This is a genomic window from Streptomyces sp. NPDC058664, assembly GCF_042716635.1.
Lineage (GTDB): Bacteria > Actinomycetota > Actinomycetes > Streptomycetales > Streptomycetaceae > Streptomyces.
Genome location: NZ_JBHXRW010000005.1, coordinates 33,138 through 51,648 on the forward strand (window position 1 = coordinate 33,138; position 18,511 = coordinate 51,648).

Annotated in this window: 16 protein-coding genes; 6 read left to right on the top strand and 10 right to left on the bottom strand. The window is 71.3% G+C overall.

The window, feature by feature from the left end; genetic code table 11:
- Positions 1 to 249: 249 nt before the first annotated feature.
- Positions 250 to 2,463 (top strand): transglycosylase domain-containing protein, encoded by a 2,214-nt coding sequence (locus ACFWUY_RS05945; protein ID WP_384102488.1) that lies wholly within the window; start codon positions 250 to 252, stop codon positions 2,461 to 2,463.
- Between the two features lie 148 nt (positions 2,464 to 2,611).
- Here ACFWUY_RS05945 and ACFWUY_RS05950 read toward each other — a convergent pair whose 3' ends face one another.
- The 3 genes from ACFWUY_RS05950 to ACFWUY_RS05960 form a co-directional block, all read right to left on the bottom strand.
- The gene (locus ACFWUY_RS05950) at positions 2,612 to 4,564 is read right to left on the bottom strand and encodes a SpoIIE family protein phosphatase (protein ID WP_384102490.1); all 1,953 of its coding nucleotides are present in this window, start codon (positions 4,562 to 4,564) and stop codon (positions 2,612 to 2,614) included.
- A gap of 332 nt (positions 4,565 to 4,896) precedes the next feature.
- On the bottom strand, positions 4,897 to 5,562 hold the full coding sequence (locus tag ACFWUY_RS05955) for a DUF402 domain-containing protein (RefSeq protein WP_384102492.1): 666 nt from the start codon (positions 5,560 to 5,562) through the stop codon (positions 4,897 to 4,899).
- Between the two features lie 94 nt (positions 5,563 to 5,656).
- Positions 5,657 to 7,057, bottom strand: a complete 1,401-nt coding sequence (locus ACFWUY_RS05960; RefSeq protein WP_384102494.1) for a class II fumarate hydratase — start codon at positions 7,055 to 7,057, stop codon at positions 5,657 to 5,659.
- Between the two features lie 164 nt (positions 7,058 to 7,221).
- Between ACFWUY_RS05960 and ACFWUY_RS05965 the strand changes: the two genes are divergently transcribed.
- Positions 7,222 to 8,751: a ricin-type beta-trefoil lectin domain protein gene (locus ACFWUY_RS05965; RefSeq protein ID WP_384102496.1), complete on the top strand. Its 1,530-nt coding sequence runs from the start codon at positions 7,222 to 7,224 to the stop codon at positions 8,749 to 8,751.
- An 86-nt stretch (positions 8,752 to 8,837) separates the two neighbouring features.
- Here the strand turns inward: ACFWUY_RS05965 and ACFWUY_RS05970 are convergent, their stop codons facing one another.
- Positions 8,838 to 9,500 carry a lipoprotein gene (locus tag ACFWUY_RS05970; protein WP_384102498.1) on the bottom strand — a complete coding sequence of 221 codons (663 nt, stop codon included), beginning with the start codon at positions 9,498 to 9,500 and terminating at the stop codon, positions 8,838 to 8,840.
- 120 nt (positions 9,501 to 9,620) lie between these two features.
- On the opposite strand from ACFWUY_RS05970, the gene ACFWUY_RS05975 reads away from it, so the two are divergent.
- Positions 9,621 to 10,118 carry a hypothetical protein gene (locus tag ACFWUY_RS05975; protein ID WP_384102500.1) on the top strand — a complete coding sequence of 166 codons (498 nt, stop codon included), beginning with the start codon at positions 9,621 to 9,623 and terminating at the stop codon, positions 10,116 to 10,118.
- Positions 10,119 to 10,140: 22 nt separating this feature from the next.
- Here ACFWUY_RS05975 and ACFWUY_RS05980 read toward each other — a convergent pair whose 3' ends face one another.
- Positions 10,141 to 10,782, bottom strand: a complete 642-nt coding sequence (locus ACFWUY_RS05980) for an HAD family acid phosphatase (RefSeq protein ID WP_384102502.1) — start codon at positions 10,780 to 10,782, stop codon at positions 10,141 to 10,143.
- Positions 10,783 to 10,955: 173 nt separating this feature from the next.
- Positions 10,956 to 12,632, bottom strand: a complete 1,677-nt coding sequence (locus ACFWUY_RS05985; RefSeq protein WP_384102504.1) for a fumarate hydratase — start codon at positions 12,630 to 12,632, stop codon at positions 10,956 to 10,958.
- 375 nt (positions 12,633 to 13,007) lie between these two features.
- Here ACFWUY_RS05985 and ACFWUY_RS05990 point away from each other — a divergent pair, with 375 nt between their 5' ends.
- The gene (locus ACFWUY_RS05990) at positions 13,008 to 13,712 is read left to right on the top strand and encodes a DUF1707 domain-containing protein (protein WP_384102506.1); all 705 of its coding nucleotides are present in this window, start codon (positions 13,008 to 13,010) and stop codon (positions 13,710 to 13,712) included.
- Between the two features lie 168 nt (positions 13,713 to 13,880).
- Positions 13,881 to 14,252 (top strand): WhiB family transcriptional regulator, encoded by a 372-nt coding sequence (locus ACFWUY_RS05995; RefSeq protein ID WP_384102508.1) that lies wholly within the window; start codon positions 13,881 to 13,883, stop codon positions 14,250 to 14,252.
- A gap of 168 nt (positions 14,253 to 14,420) precedes the next feature.
- Here the strand turns inward: ACFWUY_RS05995 and glpX are convergent, their stop codons facing one another.
- Entirely contained in the window at positions 14,421 to 15,452 is a 1,032-nt protein-coding gene (glpX, locus tag ACFWUY_RS06000) for a class II fructose-bisphosphatase (RefSeq protein ID WP_384102510.1), read from the bottom strand.
- A 125-nt stretch (positions 15,453 to 15,577) separates the two neighbouring features.
- Here glpX and ACFWUY_RS06005 point away from each other — a divergent pair, with 125 nt between their 5' ends.
- Positions 15,578 to 16,102, top strand: a complete 525-nt coding sequence (locus tag ACFWUY_RS06005; RefSeq protein ID WP_384102512.1) for a DUF4245 domain-containing protein — start codon at positions 15,578 to 15,580, stop codon at positions 16,100 to 16,102.
- Between the two features lie 89 nt (positions 16,103 to 16,191).
- Here the strand turns inward: ACFWUY_RS06005 and ACFWUY_RS06010 are convergent, their stop codons facing one another.
- From ACFWUY_RS06010 to xseA, 3 genes are all read right to left on the bottom strand, one after another.
- The gene (locus ACFWUY_RS06010) at positions 16,192 to 16,782 is read right to left on the bottom strand and encodes a malonic semialdehyde reductase (protein ID WP_384102514.1); all 591 of its coding nucleotides are present in this window, start codon (positions 16,780 to 16,782) and stop codon (positions 16,192 to 16,194) included.
- Positions 16,783 to 16,944: 162 nt separating this feature from the next.
- Positions 16,945 to 17,214 carry an exodeoxyribonuclease VII small subunit gene (locus ACFWUY_RS06015; protein WP_384102516.1) on the bottom strand — a complete coding sequence of 90 codons (270 nt, stop codon included), beginning with the start codon at positions 17,212 to 17,214 and terminating at the stop codon, positions 16,945 to 16,947.
- A 72-nt stretch (positions 17,215 to 17,286) separates the two neighbouring features.
- Complete coding sequence (gene xseA, locus ACFWUY_RS06020) at positions 17,287 to 18,504, bottom strand: exodeoxyribonuclease VII large subunit (protein ID WP_384102519.1); 1,218 nt, start codon at positions 18,502 to 18,504, stop codon at positions 17,287 to 17,289.
- Between the last annotated feature and the right edge of the window lie 7 nt (positions 18,505 to 18,511).

Below are 18,511 nucleotides of genomic sequence, written 5' to 3' on the forward strand. Positions count from 1 at the left end.
GATGTATAGCGACTCGCGTCAAGGGGCGTACCAGGACTCGCGCCAAACGGAAGGCGCCCTTCACGCAACCATCCGGTCCGCCCGGGCGTCGGTTCCTCTGGGCAGGGGTGCTGATTCTCACGTCCGTAAAAGACGTGATCGGTTGTCCTTTGTCCGCATCGTCGGTTTAGCTGACTAGCTGAGCCGACCCGGCGCGGGCGGGGCACGGACCGCGCGCCGGGACACACGACGAGTGGAGCGACACGACACATGGGCCGACCGGACACGGGCAAGGCGAAGAAACGCGGTCTGCGCCGCTTCTTCTCCTGGAAGAAGCTCCTGGGCACGTTCTTCGTGTGCTGCCTGATCGCCATGGGCGCCCTGTACGTCGTCTACCTCATGGTCCCGGTGCCGACGGCCAACGCCGAGGCGACGATGCAGAGCAACATCTACAAGTACTCCAACGGCAAGATCCTCGCCCGCACCGGCGAGATCAACCGCGAGATCGTCGGCCTGGAGAAGATCCCCCAGCCGGTCCAGAAGGCGTTCGTCGCCGCGGAGAACAAGACCTTCTACAAGGACAACGGCGTCGACATCAAGGGCATCACCCGCGCCGCCTGGTCCACCGTCACCGGCAAGGGCAAGCAGGGTGGTTCGACCATCACCCAGCAGTACGTCAAGAACTTCTACCTGAGCCAGGACCAGACGGCGACGCGCAAGCTCAAGGAAATGGTCATCGCCATCAAGGTCGATGAGCAGATGAGCAAGAGCGACATCCTCGCCGGCTACATGAACACCAGCTACTACGGCCGCTCCGCCTACGGCATCCAGGCCGCCGCCCGCTCGTACTACGGCGTCGACGCCACCCGGCTCACCACCGCCCAGGGCGCCTACCTCGCCTCGCTGCTCCAGGCGCCCAACCAGTACGACTGGACCTCCGCGAGCGCCACCGGCCGCAAGCTCGTCGAGGAGCGCTGGAACTACGTCCTCGACAACATGGTCGGCGAGGGTTGGCTCCCCGCGTCCGAGCGCGCCGCCATGAAGTTCCCCGTGCCGCAGAAGCCCAAGCCGCTCCCCGGCATGGAGGGCCAGACCGGCTACATCGTCGAGGCCGCCAACCAGGAGCTGATGCGCCAGGGCGTCAGCGAGGAGGACATCAAGGCCGGCGGCTGGACCATCACCCTCAACATCGACGAGAAGAAGCAGAAGGACCTCGTCAAGGCCGTCGACGAGCAGCTGGAGTCCAAGCTCGACCGCGAGGGCGACAAGAGGGACGCCACCGTCCAGGCCGGCGCCACCTCCGTCGATCCGAAGACCGGCGCGATCGTCGCCATGTACGGCGGCGTCGGCGCCACCCAGCACTGGACGTCCAACGCGACCCGCCGCGACTACCAGCCCGCCTCCACCTTCAAGCCGATCGTCCTCGCCGCCGCGATCGACACCGGCGCGGAGACCCAGGACGGGCGGAAGATAGGTCTCGGCACCGTCTACGACGGTGACAGCCGGCGCGAGGTCGTGGGCAGCGACATCGCCTTCGCGCCGGAGAACGAGGACGACCGCAGCTACGGCCCCGTCACCGTCCAGAAGGCCACCAACAGCTCCATCAACTCGGTCTACGCCCAGATGATCGTCGACGTCGGCGAGGCCGAGACCAAGAAGACCGCCCTCGCCCTCGGCATGAAGGACGGCGCGGACTTCGGCGAGACCCCCGCCATGTCCCTCGGCACCATGGGCGCTTCCACCCTGGACATGGCCGGTGTGTACGCCACGCTCGACAACCACGGCAAGAAGGTCACCCCGACCCTCGTGAAGGCCGCCGAGCACAGGGACCGCACGGTCACCCCTACGAAGGGGATCGGCGACCAGGTCATCAGCCGCGAGGCCGCCGACACCGTCACCAAGGCCATGCAGGGAGTCGTGCAGAACGGTTCCGGCTTCCGCGCCGCCGGTGACTACGAGGCCGCCGGCAAGACCGGCACCTCCGAGAACAACCGTTCCGCCTGGTTCGTGGGCTACACCCCCGAAATCGTCACCGCCGTCGCCCTCTTCGGCGAGAAGCCCGACGGCACCCAGACCACCCTGACCGACACCATCGAGGAGGGCCGCGCCAACGGCGGCCGCAGGCCCGCCCAGATCTGGGGCGACTACACGACCCGCGCGCTGGGCGGCGGCTCCGACGCCTCCTTCGATCTGGAGACCGACGACTGGGCCCCCACGGAGCCGGACCCCGAGCCCACCCGGACGACCGAGGCGCCCGAGGAGCCGACCGAGGACCCGACCACGGCGTCCCCGGACCCGACGCCCCCGCCGACCACGACGGCCACCACGCCGCCGGAGCCGACGCGGGACCCGGTCACCACGCCGCCCACGCCCACGCGGAAGCCGACGATGACCGACGAGCCCTCTCCGCCGCCGTCGATCGAGCCGCCGGACCCGGGCGCCGAACCCGACGCCGGATCCCCCACGACCCGCTCGACACGGTAGGACCGCGGCAGGTCGCGGCAGGACTGCGGCAGGGACACGACGAAGGCCGGACCCCCCGAGGGGTCCGGCCTTCGTCACTGTCCGGTACGCGCGGCCAGGGAACGCCCGCCGGGCCGGTCGGCCGCGGGTGCACCCGGCCGCGGGCAGGTCAGCCGCGGGTGGCCAGTTCGAACCAGACCACCTTGCCGCCCGAGAGCCGGGTCGCACCCCACCGCCTCGCAAGCCGGTTCACCAGGAACAGGCCGCGCCCGCCCTCGTCGGTGTCGCGCGCCCGCCGCTGCCGGGGCAGCTGCGGAGAGTCGTCGCCGACCTCGCAGCGCAGCACGTCCGTCCGCAGCAGCCGCAGGGTCACAGGCCGCTCCGCGTACCGCACGGCGTTCGTCACGACCTCGCTGATCAGCAGCTCCACCGAGTCCGTCAGCTCCTCCAGGTCCCAGCGGGCGAGCGCCCGCCGGGCGAGCCGCCGGGCCCGCCCCGGGGCCGCGTCCTCCGGCTCCAGGAACCAGTACGCCACGTCGCTCGGCGCGATGCCGTCGAACCGGGCCGCGAGCAGCGCGATGTCGTCGTCCCGGTCACCGGGACCCAGCATGTCGAGGACGTCGTCGCAGAGCGCCTCCAGGGGCGGCGAGTGGTCAGGACCCGTGAGCTGCGCGGTCGCCGCGAGGCGCTCCCGCAGCTGCTCGATGCCGGTCCACACGTCCCGCAGCCGGGACTCGACCAGGCCGTCCGTGTAGAGCAGCAGCGTGGCACCGGCGGGCGCGTCCAGCTCGACCGCCTCGAAGTCCACCCCGCCGACCCCGATCGGCGCGCCCGGCGGCACCCGCAGCACCTCGGCGCGGCCGCCGAGGTGGAGCAGTATCGGCGGCGGATGGCCCGCGTTGGCGATGGTGATCCGGTGCGAGACCGGGTCGTACACCGCGTACATGCAGGTGGCCATCCGGTTCTCGCCGAGCCGCTGCGCCTGCTCGTCCAGATGGTGCAGGACCTCCTGCGGCGGCAGGTCGAGGCCCGCCAGGGTCTGCGCGGTGGTGCGCAGCTGGCCCATGATCGCCGCCGAGGTCATGGAGTGGCCCATGACGTCGCCGACGACCAGCGCGACCCGGCTGCCGGGCAGCGGGATCGCGTCGTACCAGTCACCGCCCACCCGGGCCGTCTCGGCGGCCGGCAGATAGCGCGAGGCCAGCTTGACCCCCGTCGGCTGCGGCAGCGAGTCCGGCAGCATCGTCCGCTGGAGCTCGTCCGCGATGTACGCCTCACGCCCGTAGAGCACGGCCTTGTCGATGCCGAGCGCGGTGTGCGTGGCCAACTGCGCCGCGACCAGAAGGTCGTTCGGCTCGAAACCGGCCCGCTCGGGACGGCGCAGGAAGACGGCCGCGCCGATCACCCGGCGCCGGCCGCGCAGCGGGGCGAGGACCGCCCGCAGCCCGCCGGGCAGCGGGTGCTCGGGGCCGAGCAGCTCCCTCAGCGCGGTCTTGGCGGCCGCGGAGTCGCCGAACACCGGCCGCACCCCGCGCAGTACCTCGGCGAGCGCACCACCGGACCGCACCTCGCAGAGCTCGGCCGCGGGCGTCGGGTCGGGATCGGGTACGAGGACGAGCTCCTCGCCCTCCAGATCGCTTAACCGGAGCCGGTCGGTGCGGCGGAGCCGTAGCACGAACGGCGCGACCGGGCGCTCGTCGCCCACCGGCAGCGGGTCGCGCAGATAGACCAGGATCTCGTCGGAGAAGGTCGGCACGGTGGCCCGGCACAGGCCGAGCACGATCTCGTCCAGGTCGATGCCGCGCGCGATGCGCCGGGTCGCCGCCCCGACGAACCGCAGCCGCTCGCCCTCGCGGCGCGCGGCGGTGTCCCCGCCCCGGGTGCCGCCGGGGTGCTGCGCGGACACCGCGACCGCGACGGTGCCGGGGACGCCGGCGGGGTGAGGTGCCGTCGGCACGCCGCCGGCCGGTGGCGTGTCCGTGCCGGGGGTCGCCGGCCCGCCCGCCTGGGCGGGCAGGTCGGAGGGCAGGCCGGCCGCCGCCTCCTGGCGAGGGCGCGCGCGTTCCTGCGGCCGGGCAGCCAGGGGCTGCCGGCCTTCGTGGGAGGTGGGATGCTCCGTCACGCGTGGGATTCCGTCCGTCCGGGCCGGTGGTGCGATGCACTCGCTCTTCTCGCCGATGCCGCGCCTTCGGCGGGGATAAACCCCTTGTGTACGGCGGATGTGGAGGCCCCGCGAGTCGCGGCAACGGCGGGGGTGGGAACACCCGGGCAGACGTCCGGCACTGCTCTCCCCCTCGTGGATGACTTCTGGTCAGTTCCTGCGCTGTGCTCGGTCTTCGACGTGCCGTCCGATCCGTCCGACGTGCCGTCCCGCCCTTCTGACGTGCCGTTCGATCCGCCTCTGCCGTGCGGAGGACGATCCTACGTTTGAACCCCGGGGGCGCATCAAGGGTCTCACGGTGCCGTGTGCGCCGGAGTGCGGTCCCAGTCGGCGGGCAGCCGCGGAACCCGCCAGGACGGATCGGGCCGCCAGTCCTCCCAGCCGTCCGCGAACGGCGCCCCCCACGCCCTGATCCGCTCCACCGCAAGCCGGCCCGCCTCGCGCACCCGCGCGGCCTGTGCCGGGCTCATCAGACCGGACCGCTGGGCCTGCGCGAACTCGTCCTCGTCCCGCCACAGCCAGCTGCGGTCGGGGTAGACGGAGATGTCGAGGAAGTGGTCCTCGGAGTCGACGCCGCCGGACCACCGGACCCGCGGCTCCTCCAGGTTCACGTACCAGCTGCGGAAGCGCCAGCCGCGCTCCCAGAACAGCCACACCGACCACGGGTCGCCGGGCCGCGCCAGCTTCAGCACCCCGCTGCCGGACCACCGCGCGCGCTCCGTGGTGCGCGCGGCGGTGTAGCGGGTGGCGAGCGGCTCCTCGTGCACGGGCGTGCCGTCGGCGAGCACGGGGCGGACGCACTCCGTGCCGGGCGCCATCCAGACGGCGAGCAGCTCGGGGGTGTCCCGCACGACCGTCACCGGCCGGCAGATGTGCACCGCTCCGGTGCCGTTGCCGCGGTAGCGCCAGAGGATGTGCTCCCCCGGCGCCCAGTGCTGAGAGCCGTCCGATCCTGTCATGCGCAGATCTTAGGGGCGCGCTCCCGCGTTCGCTGCGGTACGGATCACGAAGGGGCCGTCTCCGGCCGGTCGGCCGTACGGGGAGGCCCCGGACCTACGGACGGGTCATCCGCAGCACGTCGAGCGCCTCGTCCAGCTGCTCGACCGTGAGGTCGCCGCGCTCCACGTACCCGGACTCGATGACCACCTCGCGGATGGTCTTCCGCTCGGCGAGGGACCTCTTCGCGACCTTGGCGGCCTCCTCGTAGCCGATGTACTTGTTCAGCGGGGTGACCACGGACGGCGAGGACTCGGCGTACTCCCGGGCCCGTTCGACGTTGGCGGTGATCCCGTCCACCGTGCGGTCGGCGAGCAGCCGGGAGGCGTTGGCGAGCAGTCGTACCGACTCCAGGAGGTTCTTCGCCATCACCGGCAGCATGACGTTGAGCTCGAAGTTCCCGGCCGCGCCCGCCACCGCCACCGTGGTGTCGTTTCCGGTCACCTGCGCGGCGACCATGAGGACCGCCTCGGGGATCACCGGATTGACCTTGCCCGGCATGATCGACGAGCCGGGCTGGAGGTCGGGGAGGTTGATCTCCGCGAGGCCCGTGCGGGGTCCGCTGGACATCCAGCGCAGATCGTTGGCGATCTTGGTGAGGGAGACGGCGACCGTACGGAGCTGCCCGGACGTCTCCACCAGGGCGTCGCGGGCGCCCTGTGCCTCGAAGTGGTCGCGGGCCTCGGTCAGCGGCAGGCCGGTCGCGCGGGCGACCTCCGCGATGACGGCCGCCGAGAAGCCGGCCGGCGTGTTGATGCCGGTGCCCACCGCCGTACCGCCGAGGGGGAGTTCGGCGAGCCGGGGGAGTGCGGCCCGCAGCCGCTCGACGCCGTACCTGACCTGGGCCGCGTAGCCGCCGAACTCCTGGCCGAGGGTGACCGGGGTGGCGTCCATCAGATGCGTACGGCCCGACTTCACGACCGTCGCGAATTCGGCCGATTTTCGCTCAAGGGACGCGGCCAGATGGTCGAGGGCGGGGATCAGGTCGCGGGTGACGGCTCCGGTGGCCGCGATGTGGATGGAGGAGGGGAAGACGTCGTTGGAGGACTGCGAGGCGTTCACATGGTCGTTGGGGTGGACCTCGCGGCCCTCGGGGAGCCGCTCGGTGGCGAGGGTGGCGAGCACCTCGTTGGTGTTCATGTTGGACGAGGTGCCGGAGCCGGTCTGGAAGACGTCCACCGGGAAGTGCTCGTCCCAACGTCCCTCGGCGACCTCCGCGGCCGCCGCGGCGATGGCCTCCGCGCGGTCCCGGTCGATCACCCCGAGGTCCGCGTTGACCTGGGCGGCGGCGGCCTTGATCCGGGCCAGGGCCTCGATGTGGGCGCGCTCCAGGCGCTGGCCCGAGACGGGGAAGTTCTCCACCGCCCGCTGGGTCTGGGCCCGCCACTTGGCGTGTGCGGGCACCCGCACCTCGCCCATGGAGTCGTGTTCGGTCCGGTAGCCCTCTGCGTCGTTCATCTTCCCAGCCTTCCGCACGGTGCTCCTCGGGGAGAACCCCGAAGTTCTTCGGGGGGCGAACCCCGAACCCCCCGAAAAAGATGAGCACTTGTCTTGTTCGATGTATTCCCAACACGCGTACCGGCCAGTAAAAACCGTGGGTAACCCCACTTCCAGGAGGCGCAATGAGGCGCACCAGGTACAGACTCCGCTGGCCCATCGCCGTCGTCGCCGCGGCCGCCGCCGCGCTCGGCACGATGACCGCCGCCGCTCCCGCCGGAGCCGCCGGCACCGGCACCGCGGCGGTGACCGCTTCCGTACCCCTTCCGCCCGAGCTCGAGGCGATCCGGGCGGCCGAGGCCACCAGGATCTACGGCAGCCCCGAGGAACGCCCGCTCGCCCAGCGCAGGACCGGCCTGATCTCGCTCGGCGACAGCGAGATCTCCGGCGAGGGCGTCGGCACCTACGAGCCCCCCACCAACGGCCCCACCAACTGGTGCCACCGCTCGCCCGACGCCGCCATCCACCGCACCGGGATCCCCGCGGACCTCACCTTCAACGTCTCGTGCTCCGGCGCGTACACCGGCAACATCCGGATCGGCGGCTCGAAGCAGTACGCCGACGAGCTCGTCCAGAGCGACAGCCTCGCCGTCAAGGCCCGCAACACCCGCATCAAGATGGTCCTGCTCGTCGCCGGAGCCAACGACGACCTGCAGTTCGGCCCCGTCATGACCGACTGCGTCACCCGCTACCTGCTCCTCCAGGGCGCCTGCGAGCCGAAGTACGCCCCCGGCTGGCAGGCCCGCGTCGACGCCCTCGTCCCCAAGGTCGAGCAGACCGTGCGCGACCTCAGGACCGTCATGCGCGACGCCGGATACACCGACGGCGACTACAAGCTCGTCCTCATGGGTTACCCCAGCCCCATCGGCCCCGACTTCCACGACAACCCGAACTTCCCCGGCAAGCTGAGCTGCGGCGGACTCGGCTACGACTCCGACACCGTCTGGGGCCGCAACACCGCCGTCCCCGCCTTCGAACGCGGGATGCGCGCGGCCGCCGCCTCCACCGGAGCCGTCTACCTCGACAACTCGCGGCTCTTCCACGGCCACGAGGTCTGCATGGAGGACCCCTGGGCCCGCGGCCTCTACATCGACCTCTCCAAGCCCGGCACCCCGGACGAGAACTCGGTGCGGCAGTCCTTCCACCCGAACGCGCGCGGGCACGCCGCCTTCGCGTCCTGCCTCACCCAGATCTACAACGCCGGTACCCGTGAAGCCAGTTGCGCCGACGTGAACTCCACGGGGAAGCCGACCCTCTTCCCGCTCGCCTGGGACGACGCGTACAAGCCGCTGAAGAACGCGGCGACCGGCAACTGCCTCGACGTGGACAGCGCCCAGAGCGCCAACGGCACCCGGGTGTTCGGCTGGGACTGCCACGGCGGCCGCAACCAGGTCTGGTGGCACGACTCCGCCCGGCAGACCGTCCACACCGGGCTGACCCAGGACCGCTGCCTCGACGTGCCGGGCGGCTCGTACGCGGCGGGCACGGCGATCCTCGTCTGGAACTGCCACGGCGGCGCCAACCAGAAGTTCGTCCGTGACGGCGCCACGATCCGGCCCGCCGCCGCGACCGCCCTCTGCCTCACCCAGAGCGCGGCGAAGCAGCAGATCCGGCTCCAGAGCTGCGACGGCTCGGCGAACCAGAAGTTCGCGTAACTCCCGTCACGGCGGGGAGGAACCGTGGCCCCCGTCCGGCACACGGACGGGGGCCACGGGGCTTTGCTTCGCGTACGGGTGCGGCTTCAGAGCACCTTGAGCGTCGTACGGGCCAGCTCGTACGCCGGGAGCATCGCCCGGTGCTCATCGGTGTCGAACCCGCCGAGGTGCACGATCGCCGTCCCCTTGGGGGTCGCGACGGCGAAGGCCCGCTGCTCCTTCGGCTCCTCCGTCAGCTTGCTCACGACCGTGTACGTCACCTCCGTGACGGGCAGCGTGCCGGCCACGGTCTCCTTGTAGACGGCCTTCGAGTCGCTCTCCTCACCCTTCACGAAGCCTTCGAGGGCGGCCCTGGCGGGCCCCTTCCCGGCCGCCGTCCACACCCGCAGGAAACCGAGGTGCCCGGCCGCGTCGGCGTTCACCTCGCAGCGGATGAAGGCGGGACCCTGGCGGGTCAGCTCGACGAACTCCGGGTTCTCCGGGTTCTCGACCGCCTTCGGCTCCCACCGCTCCGCGAGCGCGAACGAGACGGGCAGCACGCAGGCCGTCCCCGGCCCGCCGACGGTCGTCCCCGCCGCCGCGACCGCCGGTGCCTTCGTGGCCACCGGTGCGGTCGTGGCCGGCGCCGCCGAAGGCCGCGGACCCTGTGACACCCCGGGCAGCGGCTCGGGACCGCCGCAGCCGGTCAGCAGCAGCCCCGCCGCCAGCGCGGCGGTGAGCGGGGCCGGGGTCCGTATCGGGTGTCTCATGCGCGTCAGCGTAGCTCCGGGCCGGGGCCGCGCCGGACGGGCGGAGCAGCGGCGGGCGCCGGACAATGTGAAGCGGGTGGGACGCCCCAGGGGGGAACTCCCGATCACAGGAGGCAGGACATGTTCCGCAGCTTCAGGAGGATCGGCGCCCTCGGCGCCTGCACGGTCGCGGCCGTCGCCTTCAGCGCCGTCGCCCCGGTGTCCGCCGCTCCCCAGGCCGTGGACCTCGAGTTCACCCTCTACGCCAAGGAGGTCCCGGGCGAGCAGCCGGACGAGAGCCCTTCGGCGCCCAAGGTCGGGGACTCCTTCGCCTTCGCCGACGACCTGTTCAGGACCAAGGGCGGCGAGAAGGTCGGCCGGGACGGCGTGACCTGCACCGTGGCGCGCGCCGGGAACCCGAGCGACCTGCAGTGCGTGGGCACGTTCGTGCTGACCGGCGGCCCTGGTGGGCAGATCGCCGGCCAGACGCTCCTCTCGGTCAACCCGTCGGACCAGTCGCCCGCCGCGTTCGACATCGCCGTCACCGGCGGAACGGGCGACTTCAAGGACGTGCGCGGCACCATCCGCTCGACCCCGGACGGGGACTACTCACGCCTTGACTTCCGCCTCACCCGTTAGGCGAGCCCGTCAGGCGAGCCCGTCAGGAGAGCTTGCCGCCGTAGTCCGGCAGCTTGAAGGTGCGCTCGGCGTGGCCGCCGACCAGGTCGGTGGTGTTGTTGCCGATGTTCGCGATGATCGTGTAGCCCTTGGCCTCGATCTCGGCGCGCTTCGCCGTCTTGTACGCGCCGACCTCGGCGAACAGGTCCGGCAGGGAGCGCACGTACAGACCGTCGACCGGATAGCCGGCCTGCTTCAGGTTCCAGTCCGTGAGGGAGTGGAGGATGCCGGGCCGTGCGGTGACGAAGAAGACGTCCACCCCGCGCGCGTGGGCGTCGCGGACGAGGCCGCGCACGTCCGCGATGGCCGGGGTCGGCAGCTCCCAGAAGGGGTGGAAGTCCGTCTCCAGGGAGCTGTTGTCGATGTCGAGGACGATCGCCTGCTTCTCCCGGCCGGCGTCCTCGGAGCGCCGCTCGACGTACGGGCGGGCCTCGGCGACCACGGCGGCCACGTCACGGCGCCAGGTCGCGTAGTCGACGTCCTTGACGGCGGCGGTCGACGTGACGTGGGTGTCCGGGTCGGCCGCGGAGGCGGCGGGCGCGGGGCCGACGAGGAGGAAGGCGGTGAGGGCGAGCGCGCCTGTGGTTCCGGCGGCGGCGCGCCTGCGGAGGGGGGTGGAGGGCATGGGGGGCTCCCGAGTGGTCGACCGGCTCAGTGGTTGACATGCTCGCGACCCATACTGGCCAGTAGGCGTCGGAAGGGCTACCAGTCGGTAGCGACTTTCTGAGCGGAGAGCGACGAAGCCCCCGTCCTCAGGAACTCACCCGGGGACGAGGGCTTCGCGAGAGCGGAAGGGAATCAGCCGAGGCCGGGACCCCGCACCGGGATGTGCGTGAACGTCGGCTCGGGGGCCGGGTTCTGGAAGAAGTCGTTGCCCTTGTCGTCGACGACGATGAACGCCGGGAAGTCCTCGACCTCGATCTTCCAGACCGCCTCCATGCCGAGTTCCTCGTACTCGACGACCTCGACCTTCTTGATGCAGTCCTGCGCGAGACGGGCCGCCGGGCCGCCGATCGAGCCCAGGTAGAAGCCGCCGTGCGAGCCGCAGGCGTCCGTGACCTGCTTCGAGCGGTTGCCCTTGGCCAGCATGATCTTCGAGCCGCCCGCCGCCTGGAACTGCTCCACGTACGAGTCCATCCGGCCCGCCGTGGTCGGACCGAAGGAACCGGAGGCGTACCCCTCGGGGGTCTTCGCGGGGCCCGCGTAGTACACCGGGTGGTCCTTCAGGTACTGCGGCATCCCCTCGCCCGCGTCCAGGCGCTCCTTGATCTTGGCGTGCGCGATGTCGCGCGCCACGACCAGCGGACCGCTGAGGGACAGCCGGGTCTTCACCGGGTACTTGGTCAGCTCGGCGAGGATGTCGTCCATCGGCTGGTTGAGGTCGATCTTCACGACCTCGCCCGCCTCCAGGTGCGCGTCCTCGGTCTCCGGGAGGAAGCGCGCCGGGTCCGTTTCCAGCTGCTCCAGGAAGACGCCCTCGGCGGTGATCTTCGCGACGGCCTGGCGGTCGGCGGAGCAGGAGACGGCGATGGCGACGGGCAGCGAGGCGCCGTGGCGGGGCAGCCGGACGACGCGGACGTCGTGGCAGAAGTACTTGCCGCCGAACTGCGCGCCGATGCCGATCCTCTGCGTCAGCTCGAAGACCTTCTCCTCCAGCTCCTTGTCGCGGAAGCCGTGGCCGGTCTCGGCCGAGCCCTCGGTGGGCAGCTCGTCCAGGTAGTGCGCGGAGGCGTACTTCGCCGTCTTGAGCGCGAACTCGGCAGAGGTGCCGCCGACGACGATCGCCAGGTGGTACGGCGGGCAGGCCGCCGTGCCGAGCGAACGGATCTTCTCCTCCAGGAACTTCATCATGGAGGCCTCGTTCAGGACCGCCTTGGTCTCCTGGTAGAGGAAGGACTTGTTGGCGGAGCCGCCGCCCTTGGCCATGAAGAGGAACTTGTACGCGCCGCCGTCCGTCGCGTACAGCTCGATCTGCGCGGGCAGGTTCGAGCCGGTGTTCTTCTCCTCCCACATGGTGACCGGGGCCATCTGCGAGTACCGCAGGTTGAGCTTGGTGTACGCGTCGTAGACGCCCTTCGACAGGGCCTCCTCGTCGCGGCCCGAGGTCAGCACGTTCTGGCCGCGCTTGCCCATGACGATCGCCGTGCCCGTGTCCTGGCACATGGGGAGGACGCCGGCGGCGGCGATGTTGGCGTTCTTGAGGAGGTCGAGCGCCACGAACTTGTCGTTGCCCGAGGCCTCCGGGTCGTCGATGATCCGCCGCAGCTGCGCCAGGTGGGCCGGGCGCAGGAAGTGCTGGATGTCGTGGATCGCCTCGGCGGCCAGCTTGCGCAGCGCCTCCGGCTCGACCTTGAGGAACGTACGGCCGTCGGCCTCGAAGGTGGAGACACCTTCGGAGGTCACCAGGCGGTAGGGCGTGGTGTCCTCTCCCAGGGGGAGCAGATCGGAGTACGCAAACTCTGGCATGGGGGCCATTCCTCACTCGGCAAGACGGCGCACCGCCTCCATTGGCGGTGCGCCTTCCAGCGTAGAACGCGGCCCGTGCGCCGGTCCTGTGAGGTAAGGCTCACTTGGTGCCGGGACCACGCCGGAGTGTCGTGTTTCCGCCTCGCGCGGCCGCGAAGCGTCGCGCGGTTGTGAACCGCCGTGCGGCCGTGAACCGTCGTGTGCCGTCGAGCCGTCGTGCGGCCGTGAACCCTCGCGGAGCCGTGAACCGCCGTACCCTCGCGAGGCCGTGAACCGCTTCGTACCGCCGGAATCCTCGCCTCCGTCGGTCCGTCCGGGTCGTCGTCCACAGGTCGCGGCCCCGCCCCCTGGTCGCGATCTATCGCGTTTCGCTAGGCTGGCTTCGTGGACCTCGAAAAGCAGCCCGAACCCGCGCCCGAAAAGCAGCCGCAGCGGCCGGCCGCTCCCGCCGAGACCGGCTTCGCCGACCCGCGGGGCTCGTTGCGAGCCTCGGACGCGGACCGGGACCGGATCGCGGACATCCTGAGGGACGCCCTCGCCGAGGGGCGGCTCGATCCCGAGGAGCACTCGGACCGCATCGACGCGGTCTACCGTGCCAAGACGGTGGGCGAGCTGGAGCCCATCGTCCGTGACCTGCCGTCGGCGCGGACCCGTCAGGAGCCCGAGCCGGCCTACGCGTACGGGCCGGACGACTCCGAAGGCGCCGCCGACAGCCTCGTCGCGATCTTCTCCAGCACCACCCGCAAGGGCCGCTGGCGGGTGGGTCGCCGGACGAACGCCTTCGCGCTCTTCGGGAACATCGAGATCGACCTGACCGAGGCGATCTTCGCCCAGCGGCTCACCACCATCAACGCCACCTCCATCTTCGGCAACGTGGAGGTGCGGGTGCCGGAGAACATCAGCCTGCGCGGCAGCGGCAGCGGGGTCTTCGGCAACTTCGAGGTCGTCACCCTGGAAGGCGCCGACCCGCAGGCCCCGGTCGTCGTCATCAACGGCTACTCGGTCTTCGGGAACGTCGAGGCCAGACCCAAGCGCGGCAAGTGGATCACCGACCTCCAGGGCAAGCTCCGCAAGCACCTCGGTCACTGACCCCACGGCGGTCGGTCACTGACTCCACGGCGGCTCGGCGGGTGACCGGAATTCGCCCCCGGGTATCCGCAGAGCGGAACGGCACGGCACGCAGTGCATAGGCGCGCGCACAGCGGGTAGGGCTGCTGCATCGCCGCTCGCTCGCGAAGCCGTCGTCAGGAGTAGACCGTGCTGCAACCGCCGCATCAGCCCCTCCAGGTCGCCGCCGTCCCCCCTCAGCGCGTCCCTGCCCGGGAGGACGAGGCCGGTCCTTGGCACGCGGAGGCGGTGTGCCGCCGGGACGAGGCCGGGCTCTTCTTCGCCCCGTCCAAGGAGCCGACCGCCGCGCGCCTCGCGCGTGAGGCGGCGGCCAAGCGGGTCTGCGGACGCTGTCCCGTCATGGTCGAGTGCCGGGAGCACGCGCTGCTCCAGCCCGAGCCGTACGGGGTGTGGGGCGGGCTCACGGCCGCGGAGCGCCGTGTCGCCCTGGCCCGGCGCCGACGCCGTGAGGTGGAGCTGAGGAAGGCGTCCGCGACCGAGCGGATCGCCCAGGCGGGCTGACGGAAGCGGCCACCGTCGTCGTCCGAAGGGTGGCTCGGCAGAAGCGCAGGAGCGGGAGTACGGACACCTCCGTCGTCCCGTACGGGAAGGGGCGCCCCCACCGCACATGGGGGCGCCCCTCTTCGTACCCGTCGGCCCGGCCTTCGGCCCGCCGGGGCCGGGTTCGACTCAGTTCGCGCGATCGAAGTCGATCTTGCTGTACGCGCGCAGCTTCGAGAGCCGGTGCGTGGAGTCGATCTGGCGGATCGTGCCGGACTTCGAGCGCATGACGAGCGACTGCGTGGTCGCCGTCTCGGCGCGGTAGCGGACCCCGCGCAGCAGCTCCCCGTCGGTGATGCCGGTCGCGACGAAGAACACGTTGTCGCCGGCGACCAGGTCGTTCGTGGAGAGGACCCGGTCCAGGTCGTGACCGGCGTCGATCGCCTTCTGCCGCTCGGCCTCGTCCTTCGGCCACAGCTTGCCCTGGATCACGCCGCCGAGGCACTTGATGGCGCAGGCGGAGATGATGCCCTCGGGGGTGCCGCCGACGCCCATGAGCATGTCGACGCCGGTGCCCTCGCGGACGGCCATGATCGAACCGGCGACGTCGCCGTCCGAGATGAACTTGATCCGGGCGCCGGTCTCGCGGATCTCCTTGACGATGCCCTCGTGGCGGGGGCGGTCCAGGATGACGACCGTGATGTCCTCCGGCGAGGAGTTCTTCGCCTTGGCGACCCGGCGGATGTTGACCGAGACGGGGGCGTTGATGTCGACGAAGTCGGCGGCCTCGGGGCCGGTGACCAGCTTGTCCATGTAGAAGACCGCGGACGGGTCGAACATGGAGCCGCGGTCGGCGGCGGCCAGGACGGCGATCGCGTTCGGCATGCCCTTGGCGTTGAGCGTGGTGCCGTCGATCGGGTCGACGGCGATGTCGACCTCGGCGCCGGTGCCGTCGCCGACCCGCTCGCCGTTGAAGAGCATGGGGGCTTCGTCCTTCTCGCCCTCGCCGATGACGACCACGCCGTTCATCGAGACGGTGGAGATCAGGGTCCGCATGGCGTTGACCGCCGCGCCGTCCGCGCCGATCTTGTCACCGCGGCCGACCCAGCGGCCGGCCGCCATGGCGGCGGCCTCGGTGACGCGGACCAGCTCGAGGGCGAGGTTGCGGTCGGGGGCTTCCGGGGAGACGACAAGCTCGGGCGGCAGATGGTTCTCGGTCATCGGAACGCACCTTTCTGTACGGCGACGGCCGGATAAAAGAGGGTGCTGCGACTCTATCGGTAGGTCGACAGAATGAGCAGAGGGGCCCACGTATGAGCAGCCGACCCTGATGCGACCATGGGGGCGTGGCAGGTATGCGAGGCAGGCAGACGGTACGCGGGATGTTCCAGTCCCTCGGGGTGATCTTGGTCGCCGCGGGAGTGATGTATCTCTTCATCCCGCACGACGAGAGCGCCGACCCGGTGAAGGCGAAGGACTACCGGGTCGAGCTCCTGACGGCTCAGCGGGCGGCGCCGTATCCGGTGCTGGCCCCCGAGGGCCTCGGCGAGGGATGGAAGGCGACGGTCGTCTCGTACAAGCGTGACAACGCCGACGCCTGGCAGCTCGGTTTCCTCTCCCCGGACACGCAGTACGTGGCGATCCACCAGTCGACGGCGAAGCCGGGCACGTACGTCCCGGACGTCACCCACCGGGCGAAGAACACCGGGAAGACCCAGACGGTGGCCGGTCAGGTCTGGCAGCGCTGGGAGGGGCCGAAGTACGACGCGCTCGTCCGTGTGGACGGCGGGGCGACGACGGTGGTGACCGGCACGGCCTCCTTCGAGCGGCTGGCCGAGATGGCGGGCTCGCTCCGGTCGAAGAAGGTCTGAGGGCTTCGAGGGGCACCGGGCTTCGAGAGGCGTACGGGAAGGGCCCCGCACTCGTGGAGTGCGGGGCCCTTCCCGTATTCGTCTACACGTCAGACGGTGGTGACGACGTCCTCGTAGGCCAGGCGCGGGGAGCGCGGGAACCAGGCGTTCTCACCCGGCTTGCCGATGTTGACGACCATCAGCGGGGTGTGGTCGTCGTCGAGGAACTCCTTCTGGAGGCCGGCGAGGTCCACACCGGTCATCGGGCCCGCGGCCAGGCCGGCGGCGCGGACGCCCACGATGAAGTACGCGGCCTGGAGGGCGGCGTTCAGGAGCGCGGCGCCCTCGCGGACCGGGCGCTCGGAGAAGAACACGTCCTTGGCCTGCGGGAAGTGCGGCAGCAGGGACGGGAGCTCCTCGTGGAACTCGTTGTCGGCGGAGAGGATCGCGACGAGCGGGGCCGAGGCGGTCTTGGCCTGGTTGCCCTCGGCCATGTGCTTGACCAGGCGCTCGCGGGCCTCGGGGGAGCGGACCAGGGTGATGCGCAGCGGGGTCAGGTTGAAGGCGGTGGGGCCGTACTTCACCAGGTCGTAGATCGCCTGGACCTGCTCGTCGGTCACCGGCTCGTCGGTGAACGTGTTGGCGGTGCGGGCCTCGCGGAAGAGGAGATCCTGAGCGGTGGGGTCAAGGGCGAGAGACATGCTGCGTACCTTCCGGACTGCAAAGGGGAGTCGCTCGTGTGCGGCTCAAGCGATGTCTCGACAGTACGCCCAGGATTGATGAAACTTCAACTAATCCATCCGGATAGTGATCCGTTTCACTCCGGAGTCTACGACGGACCGCCCCCTGGATGCGACAGGGGGCTACTCGTCCCCGTCCCCGTCCTCCGCCTCCGCCGTCTCGGCCGCGCGCTCCGCCGCCAGAGAGGCGTCCAGCCGGGCCCGCGCCCCTTCGAGGCGGCGACGGCAGACCTTCGCCAGCTCCTCGCCGCGCTCCCAGAGGGCCAGGGAGTCCTCCAGGGAGGTCCCGCCCGCCTCGAGCCGCCGGACGACCTCGATCAGCTCGTCCCGCGCCTGCTCGTACCCGAGCGCCGCCTCTTCCGTACTCGTACCCGTGCTCGTTCCCGCTGCCATGTGCCGCTCCACCCTCCGTATCCGGTTCTCTCTGGATGTTCTCTACGTCCTCGGCGCCCTCCGTGACGCCGCTCAGGCGGTATCGCCCACGCGCCGCACCGCGAACTCGCCCTCCGCCACCCGGGCCCGCAGCTCCTCGCCCTCCGCGGCCTCCTCCGGGGAGCGGACCACCGTGCCGTCCGCGCGCTGGAGCACCGCGTACCCCCGCTCGAGCGTCGCGGCGGGCGACAGCGCGCGGACCCGCGCCCGCGTGTGCGACAGCTCGGAGTCCGCCCGGTCCAGGAGGTGCCCGAGGACGCGCCGGCTCCGGGCGAGCAGCGCGGCCACCTCGTCCGCCCGGACCTCGACCATGCGCTGCGGACGCTCCAGGACGGGCCGCGCGAGCGCCTGCGCGAGGCCGCGCTCCTCCCGGTCGAGGAGTCCCCGCACCGTCCGCAGGGCCCGGTCCCGCAGCCCGCGTACCCGCTCCAGCTCCTCGCCGACGTCCGGTACGACCCTCTTGGCCGCGTCCGTCGGCGTCGAGGCGCGCAGGTCGGCCACCAGGTCGAGGAGGGGAGAGTCCGGTTCGTGCCCGATCGCCGAGACCACCGGCGTACGGCAGTCGGCGACGGTCCGGACGAGCTGCTCGTCCGAGAACGGCAGCAGGTCCTCGACGCTGCCGCCGCCCCGGGCGACGATGATCACGTCCACGTCCTCGTGCGCGTCGAGCTCCTTGACCGCCTGGACGACCTGTGGAACCGCCTTCACGCCCTGCACCGCCACGTTCCGCACCTCGAAGGCGACGGCGGGCCAGCGGCGCCGCGCGTTCTCCAGGACGTCGCGCTCCGCCGCCGAGGCGCGGCCGCAGACGAGCCCGATCCGGTGCGGCAGGAACGGCAGCGGCTTCTTCCGGTCGAGGGCGAAGAGCCCCTCGGCCGCCAGACTCCGCTTCAGCTGTTCCAACCGGGCGAGCAGCTCGCCGATCCCGACCGGCTTGATCTCCACCGCCCGCAGCGAGAGCTGCCCGCGCGGCGCGTACCACTCGGGCTTGGCGTGCACGACGACCCGGGCGCCCTCCGCCACGATGTCCGCGACGGCGTCGAACACCTGGCGGTAGCAGGTGACGCCGATGGAGACGTCGTGCGAGGGATCCCGCAGCGTCAGGAAGACGACCCCGGCGCCGGGGCGCCGCGACAGCTGCGTGATCTGCCCCTCGACCCAGATCGCCCCGAGCCGGTCGATCCAGCCCCCGATCAGCCGGGAGACCTCACCGACGGGAAGCGGTGCTTCGGCGGACGTAGTCAGACCCATGGACCGA